The 18,723-nt window shown below is 65.9% G+C and carries 10 protein-coding genes; 9 read left to right on the top strand and 1 reads right to left on the bottom strand.

What is annotated here, in order from left to right:
- Window positions 1–230: 230 nt before the first annotated feature.
- Window positions 231–1,109, top strand: a complete 879-nt coding sequence (locus tag EV147_RS09850; protein WP_130390889.1) for a c-type cytochrome — start codon at window positions 231–233, stop codon at window positions 1,107–1,109.
- Between the two features lie 16 nt (window positions 1,110–1,125).
- Here EV147_RS09850 and EV147_RS09845 read toward each other — a convergent pair whose 3' ends face one another.
- Window positions 1,126–1,389, bottom strand: a complete 264-nt coding sequence (locus EV147_RS09845) for an anti-sigma factor family protein (RefSeq protein ID WP_235844643.1) — start codon at window positions 1,387–1,389, stop codon at window positions 1,126–1,128.
- Window positions 1,390–1,545: 156 nt separating this feature from the next.
- Between EV147_RS09845 and EV147_RS09840 the strand changes: the two genes are divergently transcribed.
- From EV147_RS09840 to groES, 8 genes are all read left to right on the top strand, one after another.
- Window positions 1,546–1,830, top strand: a complete 285-nt coding sequence (locus EV147_RS09840) for an ArsR family transcriptional regulator (protein ID WP_130390888.1) — start codon at window positions 1,546–1,548, stop codon at window positions 1,828–1,830.
- 431 nt (window positions 1,831–2,261) lie between these two features.
- The gene (locus EV147_RS09835; RefSeq protein WP_130390887.1) at window positions 2,262–2,798 is read left to right on the top strand and encodes a fimbrial protein; all 537 of its coding nucleotides are present in this window, start codon (window positions 2,262–2,264) and stop codon (window positions 2,796–2,798) included.
- A gap of 126 nt (window positions 2,799–2,924) precedes the next feature.
- Window positions 2,925–3,671 (top strand): fimbrial biogenesis chaperone, encoded by a 747-nt coding sequence (locus EV147_RS09830; RefSeq protein WP_130390886.1) that lies wholly within the window; start codon window positions 2,925–2,927, stop codon window positions 3,669–3,671.
- Window positions 3,672–3,673: 2 nt separating this feature from the next.
- Window positions 3,674–6,343 carry a fimbria/pilus outer membrane usher protein gene (locus tag EV147_RS09825; RefSeq protein ID WP_130390885.1) on the top strand — a complete coding sequence of 890 codons (2,670 nt, stop codon included), beginning with the start codon at window positions 3,674–3,676 and terminating at the stop codon, window positions 6,341–6,343.
- Complete coding sequence (locus EV147_RS09820; RefSeq protein ID WP_130390884.1) at window positions 6,340–7,296, top strand: fimbrial protein; 957 nt, start codon at window positions 6,340–6,342, stop codon at window positions 7,294–7,296. The genes EV147_RS09825 and EV147_RS09820 overlap by 4 nt, the downstream gene beginning before the upstream one ends.
- Before the next feature lie 14 nt (window positions 7,297–7,310).
- Window positions 7,311–9,044: a ShlB/FhaC/HecB family hemolysin secretion/activation protein gene (locus EV147_RS09815; RefSeq protein ID WP_130390883.1), complete on the top strand. Its 1,734-nt coding sequence runs from the start codon at window positions 7,311–7,313 to the stop codon at window positions 9,042–9,044.
- 63 nt (window positions 9,045–9,107) lie between these two features.
- On the top strand, window positions 9,108–18,074 hold the full coding sequence (locus EV147_RS09810; RefSeq protein WP_130390882.1) for a two-partner secretion domain-containing protein: 8,967 nt from the start codon (window positions 9,108–9,110) through the stop codon (window positions 18,072–18,074).
- 297 nt (window positions 18,075–18,371) lie between these two features.
- Window positions 18,372–18,662 (top strand): co-chaperone GroES, encoded by a 291-nt coding sequence (gene groES, locus EV147_RS09805; RefSeq protein WP_130390881.1) that lies wholly within the window; start codon window positions 18,372–18,374, stop codon window positions 18,660–18,662.
- Window positions 18,663–18,723 lie beyond the last annotated feature (61 nt).

The raw sequence follows: 18,723 nt of genomic DNA, 5'->3' as shown, positions 1-18,723 counted from the left end.
CTGGCGGAACCCGACGGCCGGGATAGGGGCAAGTCGATGGCTTTGTTGGGGCTGGCGCATCGTCATGAATTTTGGTATGCACCGCGCCTGCCGTGTGCGCCATGCGACGCACAGACTGCCGGGGGTGCTGGTGCCGGCGCCGCGCGTTCTGTACGATCGCGCACGGAATGGGAAGGTGAGGGCCGGTGCAATGTGCCGGCGCCGACCGGCGGCTGATCAGGGGGACACCCATGGACGTCAAGCGATTCTTCCGCATTGCCAGCTCCGCGCTGGTGGCCTTCACGGTGGTCGTGGTGGTGGCGGTGGGCACCACCTACTGGTGGGGCGGGCGCAAGCTGGAGCGCACGGTGGAAGTGCCACTGCAACCGGTGGCCATTCCCACGGGCGCCGCGCAGATCGCGCACGGCCGGTATCTCTACGAATCCCGCGGGTGCATGGACTGCCATGGCGCCAATGGTGGCGGAAAACAGGTGTTCGACGAAGCCAACGGGTTCCGCGTACGTGCGCCGGACATCACTCGCGCCAATCCCGCCATCGACCGGTACACGCCCGAAGACTGGGACCGGGCCATCCGCCACGGCGTGGCGCCGTCGGGGCGCCCGTTACTGGTCATGCCGAGCGAGGACTACAACCGGCTCTCGAACGAGGATTTCGGCGCACTGGTGGCCTACCTGCGCAGCCTGCCGCCGGCCGGTGGACAACCTGGCGAGGTCCATCTGCCCTGGTTCGTGCAGGGCATGTATGGTGCCGGCGTGATCAAGGACGCTGCCGAGAAGATCGACCACAGCCTGCCGCCGGCGCCAGCCGTGGCCGCTGCGGTGAATGTGCGCTATGGAGCCTATGTGGCCGAATCGTGCAAGGGTTGCCACGGTGCCAACCTGCGCGGCGGGCATATTCCGGGCGCGCCGCCCGACTGGCCGCCCGCGTCCAACCTGCAGCCCGGCCACGCCATGAAGGCGTACCCGACGGCGGAGCAATTCGTGGCGATGATGCGTACCGGCAAGCGGCCCGACGGCACCGACGTGAGCCGCGTGATGCCGTTCAGTGCCTTTGCCAAGATGAACGATACCGACCTGAACGCGCTGTATCTGTTCCTGACGACCAGATAGCGCGGAGCCGGCGGCCTCAGTCCCCGGTGGTACTGATCCGGGCCGACGCCGAGGTGGGCGCGCCAGCCAGGGCGGGCGGCGGGGTGCCCAGCGCTTCCAGCGCGCTGCCGGGCCGGTGCGCCGCACGGCGCGCCTGCAGCGCGGCCATCACCTCGATACAGTCGTCGCAGTCCTCCAGGTGCTTTTCAAGGCGGACGCTGTCGGCGGCGCCGATCTTCCCGTCGGCACAGGCCTGCATCAGATTGCGCGCTTCATCGCAGTTCATGGCGAACTCCGGCATGGGGATTGCCGATTCTATGCCGGCCGTGGCGCCGCGCCAACGAGGGCAAGTTCGGATAGGGCAAACGCGCGCACGGCCATTTCCTTCCGCCGCCCGGTGCGTCATCATGGTCGCTCACCGCCCCTTGCCGCCCAGGGGGCCTTGCGGAGAACGATCGTGGAGATGCAGGAAAGCACCCTGGCCCTTGCCTTGCTGACCGTACCGGCCCGCGCCGCCATCTGCCGCGCGCTGCTGGCCGCCGGAGACGAGGGCCTGCCCGCGGCAAGCCTGGCGCAGGAGGCCGGCCTGACCCTGCGCCGCGCCGCGCACTGCTTCCAGGAGATGACCCAGGCCAATCTGCTGGTGCTGGTGATCCGCAACCACGAGGTCTGCTACGTGCTCAAGGCGCGCAAGGCCGTGCGCGAGGCGCTCGGTTATGTCGACAGCAGCGGCCTGAATTAAACCGGCGCGGCCTTCAATATCCGTTAAGTCAGATTGCAATTTCGATTAATCTGATTCTGCCGATTATCCAGAAATAATATATAAATATCGCGCCGGCCAGGCTGAATGGAATCGCCGGCGGGAATTCTTCATCTGAAAAATCAGAATTTGGCGATGCCGAATCGCGCGATTGAGCGCTCATTTTCGTCGTTTTTTAAAGAAACGACGATTATCTGTATTTGTCTTTGCACATTATAATCGCCGTTGTGGCAACTGTCGCAGAATGTTTTCGGCAGTTTTAGGAATATGGCGATTTAAGCCATGAGTTGGCCGAGTTTTAATTCAAGCGTCGCCGGTTAGTGCGGCATTGAAACTTACCTCAGGCCAACATTATGGAAAATTCGACTCAAAAGTATCTGACGGCTTATCGCAAGCCGCTTCAGGCAATCGCCATGACCTGCGCACTGGGCGCTGCCGCATCGTCGGCTGCCGCCGACGACGGGCGCATCACGTTCACCGGTTCCATCGCCAGCACCACCTGCGTGGTGACGGGCGGCGGTCCCACCGTCACGGGCGCCGCGAACGGCAACTTCACCGTGGGCCTGCCCCGGGTCAGCGTCACCTCGCTGAACGCCGCGGGCGAGCGCGCCGGCGACACGCCGTTCTACATCCGTCTGTCGGGCGCCTCCTGCACCAACGGTGCGGTGGCCCGCGTGTACTTCGAACCTGCCCAGAGCACGAACATCAACGCGGCGACCGGCAACCTGAAGAATGCGACCGGCACCGGACGCGCCACCCGCGTGGAAGTGGGCCTGCTGAACTCGAACCGTGCGGCGATCAACATGTTCAACGACACGCCGCAGACCACCCGGACCATTGCCTCGAATGCCGCGCAGTTCGACTACTGGGCGCAGTACGTGGCCACGGGCGGCGCTGCCACGGCGGGTACGGTCAGCACCGACGTCGTCTATTCGATCATCTACAACTGATTTTCCCCGGCCATCGTGCTCGGGAAGATACGGTGGCGCCCGGGTGTCCAGGTGTGTCGGCTTTCGCGCGAATGCGCGTGGCCGGCCCACCGAAGGGGTACCGAAGTGAAAGCGAAGAATCTATGCATGACCGCCCTGACGGCATTCGTCATGGCTGCGGGCGTGTCCCATGCCGCGATCGAGGTCACCGGCACACGCATCGTATTTGACGGGGACCAGAAGGAACAGACCGTCCGGCTGACCAACACGGCCGAGACGCCCGTCCTGACCCAGATCTGGCTCGACCGCGACGACCCGCAGGGTCCCGGCAAGGTCGAGGCGGGTGCCCAGGACACCCCGTTCATCCTGACGCCGCCCGTGGCGCGGCTCAACAGCGGCAAGGCGCAAGTCGTGCGGATCTTCAAGTCCGCGGACATCGCCACGCTACCCACCGACCGCGAATCGGTCTTCTATTTCAATGTCCTGGAGATCCCGGCCAAATCGAAGGCCGACGAAAGCGCGCCGGCGGTGAACCGGCTCAACATCGCGCTGCGTACCCGGCTCAAGCTGTTCTATCGCCCCACCGGCATCCAGACCGACATCGTGGAAGCCGCCGAAGCCCTGAAGTGGCACGTCCGGCGCGACGGGGCCGACTACGTGGTCACCTGCGACAACCCCGGCGCGCTGTATGTGTCGTTTGCCAAGCTCGCGCTCAAGCAGGGCGAGAAGCAGGTCGACCTCGGCGGCGGCATGGCCGCACCGCGCGGGCAGACGCAGTTCCGCTTCGAGAAGGCGGCGGCAGCCGGCAGCGGCCCGCTGAGCCTCGATTTCGACTACATCACTGATCTCGGCGCCTTCGTGCCGGGTTCCGTTCCCCTGGGTGCGGGGGGCTGACCATGTATTGCGATACCCGCCTGCGCAAAAGCCAGGCTCCGTTGCGATCCTCGCTGCGCGCCATCGCGCTTGGCGTGGCGCTGGCAGCGTCCGCACCCGCCATGGCCGCGGAAATGGCCGAAACCGATACCGGAGCGCCCATCGGCAGCCAGCAACCATCGGCAAAGCGCGGCGCTTCGAAAGCCGTGCCGGGCCTGGTGGAGTTTGAAAGCGGCTTCATCCGGGCGCTGGGCCAGGACATCGACCTGTCGCGCTTCGAGCGCGACGAGTCGGTGACCGAGGGTGAACACCCCGTGGAACTGGTCATCAACGACACGGAATACGGCACGCTGACACTGCCGTTCCAGCGCAACCCCGCGAGCGGCCGCATCGAGGCGTGCCTGCCGGCGACGCTGCTGGAGCGTATCGGGCTGGACCCGCAGCGCCAGCTCAAGCCCGTGGAAGCCGGCCAGTGCGCTTTCCTCGACGATCTGGTCGAGGGCGCCGCCTCGGAGTACGACGGCGGCGAGCAGAAGCTGAGCATGACGATTCCGCAGGCATTCCTGCTCTACCGTCCGCGCGGCTATGTTCCGCTCGACGCGCTCGATACCGGCGTCACCGCCGCCACCTTCCGGTACTCGCTGAGCTACACCAACAGCCAGTACAGCGGCAAGGGCTCGGGCGAGTACCTCTATGGCGGGCTGCAGAGCGCCTTCAACCTGGGTGCGTGGCGTTTCCGCACCTACGGCACGCTGTCGTCGAGCGACGGCCAGGCCACGCGGTGGAACCACGTGGCGGCCTACGCGCAGCGCCCGCTGCCGTCGATCCAGTCCGAAGCGATCTTCGGCGACTGGAACACCACGGGCACGTTGTTCGACTCCACCGGTATCCGGGGCGTGAGCCTGTACACCGATGACCGCATGCTGCCCGAATCGCAGCGCGGCTACGCGCCAGTGGTGCGCGGCGTGGCACGGTCCAACGCGGTGGTGACGGTGCGCCAGGGTGGCGCGGTGCTGTACGAAACCAATGTCCCGCCGGGCGAGTTCGAGTTCCGCGATCTCTACTCGACCGGCTATGGCGGCGACCTCGACGTGACCGTGACCGAAGCCGATGGCTCGGTACAGCGCTTCGCGGTGCCCTACGGCAGCATTGCCCAGCTTCTGCGGGCCGACTACACGAAGTACAGCCTGACGTTCGGCCAGATCCGCGACGACGCGATCAACCACGCGCCGATCCTGATGGAAGGCACGGTCCAGCATGGCCTGACCGACGACATCACGCTCTACGGCGGTGCGCAGATCACGGCGCCCACGTACTACGCCTCGATCATGGGTGGCCTGGCCGTGAACACGCCGCTGGGCGCGCTCGGCCTCGACGTCACGCAGTCTTTCTCGCTCTGCGTGGACACCGCGCGGGATTGCGAGGCCTCGGGCTACAGCGTCCGGGCCAGCCTTGGCAGGCAGTTCACGAGCACAGGCACCTACTTCAGCCTGGTGGGCTACCGCTATTCCAGCCCGGGCTTCTATTCGCTGATGGACGCCATGTTGCTGCGCGAAGTGCGCAACGGCAACTCGTCGGTGGAACCGCTGCGCCTGCGTGACCGTTTCGACATGAACGTGACGCAGTCGCTCGGCGAGGGCTGGGGCAACCTGTTCCTGACCGGCTCCTACGGCCGGCGCTGGGAAGACAACGGCCGCACGTTGTCGTACCAGGCTGGCTACTCGAACAGCTGGGGCCGTGCCCGCTACCACATCAGCGTGGGCCGCACCCGCAACGCGATGGGGGCTCACGAAAACAGCGTATTCCTGTCGGTGTCCCTGCCGCTCGGGCGCTCGGCCACGCCAACCACGCCGACGCTGGGCTTCACGGCGTCGCGGGTGGGCGATGCCACGGACATGCGCGCCAACCTGATCGGCAACTTCGACGAGGACGCACGCGCGTCGTACGACACCTGGTTCGACGTCGGCAGCGGCGGGCGCCGCTCGGCCGGCGCGACGCTCGGCTATGCCGGCGACGCGGCCAAGGGCAACGTGACCTATGGCTATTCGCCGGGCGTCAACAGCTTCGGCGCCAACCTGAGCGGTGGCGTGGTGGTGCACGGCGGCGGGGTGGCCTTCACCAGCGAGCTGGGCGACACCGTGGCGCTGGTGGAAGCCGAGGGCGCGGCCGGTGCCAAGGTGCTGCCGTTCTCGCGGACCCGCGTCGGCAAGGATGGCACCGCCATCGTGCCGTACATCACGCCCTACACGTGGAACAACGTCGAGCTCGACCTCAAGGGCGCCGACATGGGCGTGCAGGTCGACAACACGAAGATCAGCACCGCGCCCACGGCCGGCGCCGTGGTCAAGGTCAAGTTCGATTCGAGGCGCACGGCGTCTGCCGTACTGCGGCTGAGCCAGCCCGATGGCACGCCGGTGCCGTTCGGCGCCAGCGTCACGCTGCCCGACGGCACCACGGTGGGCACCGTGGGCGGTGGCGGCACCGTGGTGGCCGCGGACCTGCCGGACAGCGGCTCGCTGAACGTGGTCTGGGGCAAGTCCGCAGGCCAGCAGTGCTCGGTCCATTACGAACCCCAGGCGGCCGCGAACGGTGGCGCCGGAGACGCAGGGCTGCATGTCCGCGCCATGGCGTGCGAACCCGGCAGCGTCCCAGCCGTGCCGCCAGCGCCGCTGGCGACGCAGGAGCAATCATGAAACTTCTCAGACCCCTTCTCGGACTTGCCCTGGCGGTGGCCGGCTTCGCGTCGGCACCGTCGGCGTGGGCCGCCTGCTCGATCGTGTCCAACGGCGGACAGCCGCTGCGGGCCGAGGTGCGCGTGGACTCGATCACCGCCGCCACGGCCGGCGTGGCTGGCACGGTGCTGGCCACGCGCGACATTCCGCTGAGCCAGATCGAATACACGTGCGGCGCCAACGTCAACGCCGAACTGCGCACGACCCTGGCGACCGGCTCGGCCGCCACGGCGGTGGACAACGTCTACAGCACGAGCATTCCCGGCCTCGGGTACCGCCTGCGCTGGCCGTCGTCGACCTGGTGGCCCAACGCGCTGCGCTGCTCAGGCACGCAGAGCGGCAACTGCTCGGTGCCGGCCAGCACGCTGCGCGTGGAATTCGTGCAGACCGGACGAATCAGCGCGGGCACGCTGCCCGCCGGCACGCTGGGCGTGGCAACGCTGCTTGCGCCGTCCACATCGTCCTCGCCGCTGACGGCGCTGACCGTGTCGCTGATGAATCCGATCACGATCGCCGTGAATACCTGCTCCGTGACGTCCGATGTGCGCGTGGATCTCGGGAACTACACCGTGGCGGAAATCGAGGCGCGGGGCGGCAGCAACGTGGTGCCGTTCCAGCTTGCCTTCAACTGCCCGAATCCGGCCAGCGTGGGCATCACGTTCAACGGTACCGCACCGTTCGCGGGCGGTGTCAACGGGTTGATCCAGAACGACGGCACGGCGGGCGGCGTCGCCGTGCGCCTGCTCGATGACAGCGGCCTGCTTGGCGTGCGGCTGGGCCGCGAAGTGGCGCTCGGCCAGATCAGCGGCGCGCGCACCTTCGACTACAACGCGCGGATGTACCCAATCCGGGGCGAGACCCTGAGCCCGGGAAGCGTGGACGCCTTCGTCGTCTTCACGCTCAACATCCGATAGGAAAGGAAACAGCCATGAGACATTACCTCAGGCGAAACAGCATCTGGCTTGGCGTGGTCGCCCTGCTGGGCATGACACCGCTGGCCCAGGCGCAGACGGGCGGCATCGTGTCGCCGATGCGCGACCAGCGCATGGATCTCGACAACCTGGAGCGCCAGCGGGAACAGAGCCGCGTGCAGCAGGAGATCGAACGCGAACGCGAGCGCCAGCAGCAACTGGGCCCGGCGGCTCCCGCGCCGGGCGCTGCCGCGCCGGCGGCCGACACCGAGGCCAGGTTCCTGGTCAACGAGATCGAACTGCTCGGCGACGAGGACCCCGCGCCCGAGGTCGAGACCATCCTGGCGGCGTACCGCGGCAAGCCGATGGGCGCCCACGAGATCATGGCCATCGTCCGTGACCTGACCAACCACTACATGGCCCGGGGCTTCGTGACGACCATCGTCACCGTGCAGCCCGGCTCGCTGAACCAGGGCAAGCTCGTGCTGGAGGTCAAGTGGGGCACGATCAAGGGGATGACGATCAACGGCCAGCCGCCGGACGGCATCCGCGACCACCTGCGGCTGTTCAGCGCGCTGCCGTTCGCGGCGGACGACGTCCTGGACATGGGCGATATCGACCAGGCCGTGGACAACCTCATGAAGGCCGGCAGCCAGGACGTGATCCGCATCGTGCCCGACGTGGAAGCCGGCAAGTCGACGCTCGACGTGGTGACGGCGCCGCCCAAGCGCTTCAACCTGGGCGTGGGCATGAACAACAGCGGCCGTGAATCGGAAGGTTGGAACCAGTACTCCGGCTCGCTCGGCATCAACAACCTGACGGGTCTCAACGACACGCTGTCGACCTACTACGCGCAGCAGGATTTCAAGGACTCGCGCAACCTGCAGCAGATTGGCTCGGTCAGCTACAGCCTGCCAATCGGCAAGTGGAACTTCGACGCCTCCTGGTACGGCTCGCGCTACGAGAAGATCACCGGCGGCGTTCTGGGCGACTACCTCAGCGAGGGCAGCTCGCAGCGCTACAACGCGCGCCTGTCGCGGCTGCTGATGCGCGATGCGGACGGCAAGACCAGCGCCTACGTGAAGCTTGGCGTCAAGGACAACGCCAACAGCGTGGCGGGTTTCGACCTGGGCGTCAGCTCCAAGATGTATTCGGAGCTGGGCTTCGGCCTGAGCCACGTGGGCAAGCTGGGCGGGGGCTGGGTCTACGGCGACCTGAGTCTGACCGCCGGGGTGCCCTGGTTCGGCGCCACCTGGCGCGACGACCCGGACATGCGGCATTTCGATCCGGACTTCGTGAAGGTCAATGGCAGCCTGACGTGGTCGCGGCCGTTCAGGATCGGCAGCGCCGAGTTCCAGTACGAGGCCGGCGGCGGCTTCCAGTACTCCGAGAACCGCATGGTCAACGACGCGCAGCTCTCGCTCGGCGACGAGTACACAGTGCGCGGCTTCAAGGACACGGCGTTCTACGGCGACAGCGGGGCGTGGATCTCGAACACGCTGCGCATGCCGCTGCGCGCGAACGTACTGGGCGGAATCGAACTGGCCCCATTCGTGGGTTACGACGTCGGTTTCGTCAACAAGAATCAGCCGGGCGCCAGACCCGAGTATCTGATGGGTGCAGCCGTCGGGTTGCGTTTCAGCGGCAAGTATTTCACGAGCTCGTTGAGCTACGGATGGCCGCTGATGTCGCCCGGCTCCACCCAGACCCTGGCGAAAGCCATCAACTACCGGCTCGATCTCCGCTACTGACATGTCGCCGGCCCATGGACGGCCTGAAGCCGTCCCGTTCCACACCAGAATCCAGTGTCAATCATGAGCAAGAAAATTCTCCACTCCAAGCAAGGCACCGCCCTTCGCAAGGGCAATAGACCCACCCGCTCCAGCGAGCAGCGGATGCGCCTGCACCCGCTGTACGCGGCCGTGGTCGCCCTGATGCCGGCCATTGCCGGCGCCGAGATCGTGGTCGACCCCAACGCCGCGCAGCGCGCCGGCATGAATGTCACGGCCAACGGCACGCCGCTGGTCAACATCGTGAATCCGAACCAGCGCGGCATCTCGCACAACCAGTTCCAGAAGTTCAATGTCGACCCGAACGGCGTGGTCTTCAACAACAGCATGAAGGACGGCGTGTCGGCCATTGGCGGCCTGACGATGAACAACCCCAACCTGAGCAACCAGGCGAGGGCGATCATCGGCGAGGTGACCGGTCCCGGCACCACCGGTATCCGTGGTGCCATGGAAGTGTTCGGCGGCCGCGCCGACCTGATCATCGCCAACCCCAACGGCATCTCGGTGAACGGTGCCTCGACGATCAACGCGAACAGCCTGACGCTATCCACCGGCAAGGTGCTCGGCGGGCCGGACGGCGCCATGCGCCTCGGTATCGAGGGCGGCATGGTCGGCATCGAAGGGGCAGGCATCTCGACCGAGGGCCTGTCGCACTTCGACATCGTCAGCCGCACGGCGCAGATCAACGGCGAGATCAACGGCCCCGCCAATGTGAAGGTCGTGGCCGGCCAGGGCGAGTATGACCCGGCCACCCGCACCCATGTGGCAAAGGCGGGCGCCAAGGCCGAGCAGGCCATTGCCATCGACGGCAGCCAGCTGGGCTCGATGTACGGCGGCATGATCGAGCTCGTGGCTACCGACAGCGGTGCCGGCGTGCGCCATGAAGGCGTGATTCTTGGCGGCGACAACATCCGGGTGACGGCCGATGGCGACATCGTGCTGGGCGCGGCACAGAGCAAGCAGGGCGGAATCGCGCTGGCTGGCCGCAACGTATCGGTGCAGGGCACGCCCGACACCGGCAGGATCGGCCTGATCGCCGACAAGGATATCGATATCAGGGCACGCCAGGGAGCCAGCATCAAGGCCAACCTGGAAAGCTCCGGCAACATGGGCATTGGCGCGGGCGGCAATGTGGACGTGACCGGCGACCTGCTCAGCCGTGGCAAGCTCGGCATCGACGCGGGCGGCTCCGCCGGTATCGCGGCCGGGCTGGCCAGCCAGGGTGACCTGTCGGTGAAGGCAGGCGGCGCGGCAAAGGTCGACGGCTCGCTGCTGAGCTACGGCGACGTCTCGGTGGACGCGGGCGGCAGCGTGTCCGGCAACGCGAACATGGAAGCGCGCGGCAAGCTTGCCATTCGTGCCGGAGACTCGGTCAGCACCGACGGCCAGTTGCTGAGCCATGGCGACGGCGTCTCGGTGGTGGCCGGCACCTCGGTCGACCTCAACGGTGAAACCATCAGCAAGGGCCAGGTGTCCATCGACGCCGGCACCAGTGCCACGATCGACGGGCGCATCAACAGCATCTCCAGCGTGGCGATCCGCGCACTGAAGGCGATTGGCGTCAACGCCGACGTGATCAGCCATGAAGGCACCATTGCCATCGATGCGGAGTCACTGATCCAGACCGCGGCGTCGATCCTGACCTACTACGGCACGGCCGCGGACCTCTCGGTGCCGGCTATCCGCATTACCGTGGGCGACTACCGCATCGACGGTACGCTGTACGCGATCAACGCCAAGGGCGAGCAGATCGCAGACGCCCGCGTGGTGCTGCGCGACGGCCGCTTCGTGGTCGAAGACGCTCAGGGCGCACTGATCGACGATGCGCGCGTGGCGTCGACGGCACAGGTCGGCGCAACGGCCGGCGACGTGAAGATCGTGGCGACGCAGGTCCAGAATGCCGGGGGCGCGCTGATCGCTGCCGATGGCGCGCTGGTACTCGACGTTGCCGAGCTGTTCCGCAACGCCGGCATGGCCAACGCGAGCGGCAAGCTCGATGTGGCCGCCGCGACGTTCCAGAACACCGGCTATCTCGGAGCCGGCAGTATCGACGTGGCCGCCAAGGCGCTGTCGAACGCTGGCGGCATGCAGGCCGGCACCATCGGCCTGAAGTCGACCACGCTGGACAACAGCGGTGTGCTCAACGGCACCAGCTTGACCGCCAAGGCCGGCAGCATCGACAACAGCGGCGCGATTCTGGGCACCAAGGTGGGCCTCGAGACCGACAGTCTCGACAATTCCGGACTGGTATCGGGTAGCGAGACACTGGGCCTCGATGTTGCCAGGCGCCTGGACAATGCCGGCACGGTGCAGACCGGCGGGGACCTTGCCCTGAAGGGCCTGAACACCCTGGTCAACCGCGACGGCGGCCGGATCCAGGGCCAGAACGTCTCGCTGACGGACATCGGCTCGATCGACAACAAGGACGGCGCCGTGCTGCTGGCCGGCGGCGCACTCGGCATTGACAAGGCAGGGTCGCTCTCCAACAGCGGTGCGACGATCCAGGGCAACACGGTCGAGGTGAAGAACACCAGGAAGATCGAGAACAAGAAGAAGGGTGCGATCCAGGCCGCGAAGACCGTCACGCTGGAGGGCGCCGACAGCCTGCTCAACGATGATGCGACGCTGGCTGCCGGCGAGACGCTCGCGCTGCGCAAGATCAAGTCGGTCACCAACACCGCGGGCACCATCGCCTCCGACGGCCGCGTGGCCATCGACGCCGTGGAGAAGCTGATCAACAGCAAGGCGGCCACCATCGTGGCCAACAAGGGCCTGTCGATCGACGCGAAGACGCTTGCCAACGATGCCAGCCGCATCCAGTCGGGCGCCGATGCCACGATCTCGGCCACCGATCTCGACAATACCGGCGCCGGCATCATCGTGGCGGGCGGCGACCTGTCAGTCGATGCCGAGACGCTCGACAACGCGGGCAGCCGCATCCAGGCTGGCGGGGACGCGAAGATCGGGGCAACCGACCTCAACAACACCGGCAAGAGCCTGATCTCGTCCGACGCCAACCTTGGTATCGACGCCAGCAAGCTGAAGAACGCCGACGGTGCCATGATCCATGGCGAAACCAGCCTGGCGCTCTCCGGTGATGCCATCGAGAACCGTGGCGCGGGTTCGCAGATCAGTTCCAGCGGCAAGCTGACGGCCAAGGCCAAGACCGTCCTCAATACAGACGGTGCGCTGATGTACGCGCAGAAGGAACTGGGTATCGATGCGGACCGGCTCACCAACGAGGACAAGGCGCGGATGCTCAGTGACAGCATCGCGCGCTTCACCGCCGACCAGATTGCCAATACGGGCAAGGCCCAGATGGGCTCTGATGGCGGGCGCGTCACGGTGGAGGGGAAGTCTTCCATCCATAACGACTCGGCCGTCATCGTGGGCGGCAGTGTCGATTTCTCGGGCAAGTCGCTCGTGAACGAGGGTGATGTCGAAGCCACGGACAACGTGAACATCGACGTCGATACGCTCGATAACGAGAAGGGCACCGTCTGGGCCGGCGATACGCTGGCGGTATCGGTCAAGGACGACCTCGTCTTCGGCGGCAACGCCGGGGCCCTGAATTCGGGCAAGCTGCTCGACGCGAAGGCCACGGGCGACATTACCGTGGACCAGACGATCGAGAACCTGGGTTCGATCCGGCTGCGTTCGGGCAAGGCTCTCACCAACAACGCGGCGATCATCAGCGCCAACGGCGTGGCGCTCGGCGCGAAGCAGATCCGTAACAGCAAGGACAGCCTGATCTGGGCGATGAAGGACGTGTCGCTCGATGCGGACGAATGGATCCACAACGAACGGAACGCCAACATCCTGAGCCAGGATACGTTGTCCCTGGTGGCTCCAACCATCCTCAACGAGGCCGGCACGATCCGCAGCGAGGGCGACATGGCCATCGATGCGCGCGACCTGCGCAATCTCTCGGCCTACACGGGACAGGAACTGGTGGAAGGCCCGGACTCGCTCAGCTCCCACGGCGCGCGGTTCAAGTTCCGGGCGGCGCAGCGGGTGTGGGTGCAGCTCGACATCGCGTTGCCGACGCTGACCTCGAACCTGGCGCTCGACAAGTCGGCCGAAATATCGGCCGGTGGCAACCTGTTCATCAACCAGCGGAACAAGTTCGGCGCCAACGCCGTGGTGGACGGCAAGCGCGATTTCGATTCGGTCCTGAACGAAGGTGGACTGATTGCGGCCGGCAAGAACCTTTACCTCAGTGGCGATGTGGTCAACCAGCCCAAGTTCATCACGGTCGACCTCTATTCGTTCATGACGGCGAAGCGGCCGAAGAAGATCAAGATGGACGCCAGCAAGAATCGCGATGAGCCGGTGTACTTCGAGAGCATGTACCACTTCATCGACTTTCTGTGGGGCGGCGCCGGATCGGGCAACTACTGGTACGACTGGTACCGTGGCGACGGCGACCCGCAGTCGGTCTTCAAGCAGATGGAAGGCCCGACGCTGAACCTGCTGATGTCCACGCTGTTTGGCCCGACCTGGCGCGCGATGTCCAACGGCGATCTCAGCAAGCGCTGGAGGGAACTGAAGGCCGATGGTGACGCCCAACTCAAGGACAGCAAGTTCTATCTGCTGCCGCAGGAAAAGAGCGCGATCACGGCCGGCGGCAATGTGGTGCACGAGAAGGGCACCTTCGACAACGGCCTGGGCGGCGTACGTGTCGAGAACAAGAAGATCAACGTCAAGGTGGGCGACAAGGAGATCGACATCGTGGCGCCAACCTACGATGTCTCCGTGAACCCGAAGAAGTTCGAGGAACTGGAGATGGGCATCAGCACGCTGCCCGCGCTGAAGGACCTCACGTCGATCAAGGGCATGTTCAGCCGCTCGTCGGCGTGGCTCAGCAAGAAAGGCGCGCAGGCGGCCGGCGATGCCACCGGGCTGCCCGGCGGCCAGGGCGGTGAGGGCCTGGCCAACAACGGCGTCAAGGTGGTACCGATGTACGAGACCCGCCTGAAGTTCATCGACCAGAGCAAGTTCTACGGCTCGGACTACTTCTTCCAGCAGATCGGCTACAACAGCGAGATACCTGTCAACGTCATTGGCGACAACTATTTCGTCACGGAACTGATCCGGCGCCAGATGAACGACTCCGTGGGCGCGTTCTTCGCCGTGCGCGATGGCGTGCAGGATGCGGAGCTGGTCAAGATGCTGATGGGCAACGCCGCCGACGTGGAGGGCCTCGAAGTGGGCAAGGCGCTGTCCAAGGAGCAGATGGCATCGCTCGACAAGGACATCGTCTGGTTCGTGAGCGAGACCATCGATGGCGAGGCCGTCATGGTGCCGCGCGTCTATCTGGCCCAGTCCACGCTGACGGCCATGCGCAGCGGCGAAGGCGACGGGGCCGCGCTGGTCAATGCCGGTGGCACCATCAGCATCGACGCTGAACGCATGCAGAACGCCAGCGGTTCGCTGACGGCCGGCAAGGACGTGGTGGTGCGCTCCAAGGGCGACCTGTCCAACGTCAGCGCTGGCATGAGCGGCGGCATCGCCGCCGGCGGCCACGTCAACCTGATCTCCACCGAGGGCAGCGTGATCAACAACGGCGCGGCCATCAAGGCGGGCGGCGACATCACACTGCTGGCCGAGAAGGGCAATATCGACATCACGGCCAGCGCGGGCTACGACGAGGCGGGCAAGCTGAAGCTGCACGAATTCGACGATGGCATCAATGCCGGCAAGGACGTCAATATCTACGGCAAGAATGTCACGCTGAACAGTGCCAGCATCAAGGCCGGCAACGACGCCAACATCGTGGCCACCGAGGGCGACCTGCGTTCCAACGAGATGCACGAGGCCGACAGCTCGTACTACTACGAGCGCACCAAGGGCGTGCTGAACTTCACCATGAAGGAGTCCAGCTCGGCCAGTGCCACCGGCGTGGGCAGCTCGGTGCAGGCGGGCGGTGCGCTCAACATGGGTGCCAAGAACGACATCACGCTCGAGGGCGGCAAGTTCTCCGGCGAGTCCGGCAACATGGTGGCGGGCAACAAGATCGACGTGAAGACCACGACGAACTATAGCCATGAGACCGACAAGACCACGGTCAGCCAGTTCGGCATCTCGGCGGGGGCCAAGGCCCTGGGCTTTGAGGCCAGTGCCGGTGCGGCCTCGCAGACCGGCACATCGACCTACGCCGGTGTCAGCGACCGCCAGAATCCGGAGCAGGATGGCAACTCGAACTCCACCAACGCCAAGAAGCCTGGACGGGCGGGGGTGGATGACATGGCCAGCGTGAAGTTTGGCTACAGCCGGACTACCGAGTCGTCGAGCAAGTCGTCGGAAACGCACAACAACACCAACCTGTCGTTCGGCGAGGGCGGGCTTTCGATGAGCGCGGGCACGGTGGACATGGGCGGCGCCAACATCAAGACCACCGGGACGCTCGACGTCAAGGCCGACGATATCCAGACAACCAAGTATGTCGATCGCCACAGCTCGACCGAATCGAAGTCGTCGGTCATGGTGGGCACCAAGGGCGAGGTGCACAGCGTGCTGGCCGATGCGGCCAACAAGTATGGTGAACTGGGCAACGCGGCGGCCAAGGAGGGCAACAAGACCGATGCCGGGATGACCACCCTGCAGGTGATCGGTGACATCTCGAACGTCATCTTCAACGACCTGGCGGGCGCGTCCGTGACAACTGGCGTCAGCGTGTCCGGCGGGAAGACCAACCAGTCGACGTGGTCCGAGAACGAGAACCACATCGAGGCGGGCAAGATCAACATGCAGGCCCGCAACGACATCGACCTCAAGGGCGTGAAGATGAAGGCCGACGAAGCGAACCTCGATGCAGGGGGCGAGCTGAGGATGGGCACGGCGCAGAGCGGGGGCAGCCAGGATACGACTGGCTACTCCGTGAAGGTGGGCGCCTCGGCCGGTGCGTGGGCATCGCTGTTCGGCTCCGGCGTGGGTGTCTCGGTGGACGCCAGCGGCACCTACGACGGCTCGCACGCCAAGTGGACCCAGAACAGCAATACGACGCTGGACGCCAACAAGGTGAACATGCGGTCTGGCGGCGACACCACCCTGGCGGGTGCCAACGTCAATGCCAAGGACGTGTCGGTAAAGACCGGTGGCAAGCTCAATATCGAGTCGGTCCAGGACACGGTTGACTACAATCGCAAGAAGGCCAATGCCGGCCTGTCGGCAGGCGCCGCGGTTGGCGTGATCCAGGCAACCGGTACCGTGTACGTCATTCCGACGTTCTCGGTGCAGGCTGGCGGGGGCACGGAGCACCGTACGGAGCGGACTACGGCTGCGCAGTCCGGTATCAAGGGCAGTGATTCGCTGAACGTGGAGACCGGCGGCGATCTGAACCTGAAGGGCGGCCACCTGATTTCGGACGCCGGCAAGGGCACGGCCAACATCGGCGGCTCGGTCAATGCCGAGAACGTCAACGACAAGATCGACCAGGACGGTGGCTATGGCGGCGGCGGGTTCGGTATTTCCCGCACCGGCATGGGCACGGTCAGCGCCTGGGGCGAGACCGTGGACGACGTGGACAAGCAGACCCGCCAGAATGCCACGATCGCCGGCGTTTCGGTCACGGCCGGTGGCGTCAATGGCGACGTGAATGCCGAGGCGGGCAAGGCGACGCAGACCATCACCGACAAGACGACAACCGGCAACAAGCTGTCGTTTACCGCCGGTATTGGCGACATCACCAAGATCGTCGGCAAGAAGAAAGGCAGCTTCGATCTTCCGACCGAGACGGGCGGCACGCGCGAGCACTACACGCCGATCGACGACAGCCCGGCTGCGTCACGCCGTGGCAGTGGTGATGGCGGCGCAGACCTGCCGGTGCCGGCGCCGCGCAACCGGGGCGGCAATGGCGACGCCGATGGTCCGGGCCGTACCACGGACTTCAGCTCGCAGACGGACTTCGACGACAGTCCCGGTGGATCGCGCCGCAGCAGCGGCAGCGATCCCTCGCTGCCGGGCAACGGCGGCGGTGGCCGCACGACCGACTTCACGTCGCAGACCGATTTCGACGACGGTCCCGGCCAGACGTCCTCCGGTCCGGCGGATCCCTATCTGGTCCGCGGCAGGGTGGTCGAGAAGCGTGCCGAAGTCGAGAACCGCATCCTGAAGACGCCCGAGACGGCTATCCCGCTGGGCGGCGCGACGAGCGCCAATCCCGGCAAGCCGGCGGATGGCGGCAAGCCGGTCGACGCCGGCAGGCAGGGAGGCGGCCAGCCGGACAATGCCGCAGGCAAGCTGGCAGGTGGCGGCGACCAGCCGGACAACGCTTCGGGCCAACAGGCCGGCAATCCCGATGGCCGCGCCGAGGGCCGCAAGTGGCCCATCGTGCAGCCGCCGGAGCGCGTTACGCTGTCGCCGGGGTCTTCCACGGGCATGGGCGGCTTCAACGGCGCCCGCGAGATGAACACCAACACGGGCAAGTCGTACGATTCGCTGCTGCAGGGCGGTGGGTCGGGTGCTCCGAAGGTGACGCCGGCGGTGCCGCCGAAGCCGCAGCAGCCGGCCGCGACCACGACATCGGGTACGCCGTCCGACGGCCAGCTCGTGCGGGCCGAACCGGGCCAGTCGTCGTGGCCCACGGTGGAGCCCGGTGATCGTGTCAATCTCTCGCCGGGCTCGTCCACGGGTCTCTCGGGCTTCAATGGCGCCCGCGAGATGAACACCAACACGGGCAAGTCGTACGATTCGCTGCTGCAAGGCGGTGGCTCGGGTGCCCCGAAGGTGGCGCCAGCCGTGCCGCCCAAGCCGCAGCAGCCGCAGCAGCCGGCCGTGACCCCCACGGCGGGCGATCCCGCGGACGGGCAGCTCGTGCGGGCCGAACCGGGGCAGTCGTCGTGGCCCACCGTGGAACCGTCCGACCGCGTCAAGCTGTCGCCGGGCTCGTCCACTGGCCAGCCCGGGTTCGCCGAACCCAAGGTCGGCCCCGCCAACGTGACATACGGGCAGATGGGTTACACGACCAACCCGAACGCCGTGAAGTACTGATGGACGGACGCGGCGGCGCCCCTGGGCCTTGCCGCGCCCCTGTATCGCTGACGCCCCGTGCCGGTCCCCGGCATGGGGTTTTTTTCGTCTGGCGAGGCTTTTCGGGTGGGTGCGGGTATACCCCCATTCAGTTCGCGTCTTGAAAAGGAAATACCCCGTCCCTATAATTAGCACTCGCTAGGGGAGAGTGCTAACAACCTGTTGGCGCCGCCTCTGCGGTAGACCGAACCCCGACGGCTTGTGCGTGGCACGGCCGTTTTGTGAATCAAAACTCACTTTTTGTATTTAGGAGTCCGTATGAACCTGCGTCCTCTGCACGACCGTGTGATCGTGAAGCGTCTGGACAACGAAACCAAGACCGCGTCCGGCATCGTGATTCCCGACAATGCAGCCGAGAAGCCGGATCAAGGCGAAGTCCTGGCCGTTGGCCCGGGCAAGAAGGATGACAAGGGCAACAACATTGTCCTCGACGTCAAGGTGGGTGACCGCGTGCTGTTCGGCAAGTATGCCGGCCAGGGCGTGAAGGTGGATGGCCAGGAGCTGCTGGTCATGCGCGAAGAAGACATCATGGCCGTCGTCAACAAGTAATTGACGCGAAGCCTGACCGCAACACCCCAGATTCCCTGACCGCCCCCACCATGACCGCGGG

The sequence above is a fragment of the Cupriavidus agavae genome (assembly GCF_004217045.1).
In the GTDB taxonomy this organism is placed as follows: Bacteria; Pseudomonadota; Gammaproteobacteria; order Burkholderiales; family Burkholderiaceae; genus Cupriavidus; species Cupriavidus agavae.
This window is presented reverse-complemented; position numbering and strand designations above follow the sequence as displayed.

Coding starts and splice junctions, on each gene's coding strand:
- EV147_RS09825 (WP_130390885.1), top strand. CDS start 3,674: ATGTATTGCGATACCCGCCTGCGCAAAAGCCAGGCTCCGTTGCGATCC.
- EV147_RS09830 (WP_130390886.1), top strand. CDS start 2,925: ATGACCGCCCTGACGGCATTCGTCATGGCTGCGGGCGTGTCCCATGCC.
- EV147_RS09820 (WP_130390884.1), top strand. CDS start 6,340: ATGAAACTTCTCAGACCCCTTCTCGGACTTGCCCTGGCGGTGGCCGGC.
- EV147_RS09810 (WP_130390882.1), top strand. CDS start 9,108: ATGAGCAAGAAAATTCTCCACTCCAAGCAAGGCACCGCCCTTCGCAAG.
- EV147_RS09815 (WP_130390883.1), top strand. CDS start 7,311: ATGAGACATTACCTCAGGCGAAACAGCATCTGGCTTGGCGTGGTCGCC.
- EV147_RS09835 (WP_130390887.1), top strand. CDS start 2,262: ATGACCTGCGCACTGGGCGCTGCCGCATCGTCGGCTGCCGCCGACGAC.
- EV147_RS09845 (WP_235844643.1), bottom strand. CDS start 1,389: ATGCCGGAGTTCGCCATGAACTGCGATGAAGCGCGCAATCTGATGCAG.
- groES (WP_130390881.1), top strand. CDS start 18,372: ATGAACCTGCGTCCTCTGCACGACCGTGTGATCGTGAAGCGTCTGGAC.
- EV147_RS09850 (WP_130390889.1), top strand. CDS start 231: ATGGACGTCAAGCGATTCTTCCGCATTGCCAGCTCCGCGCTGGTGGCC.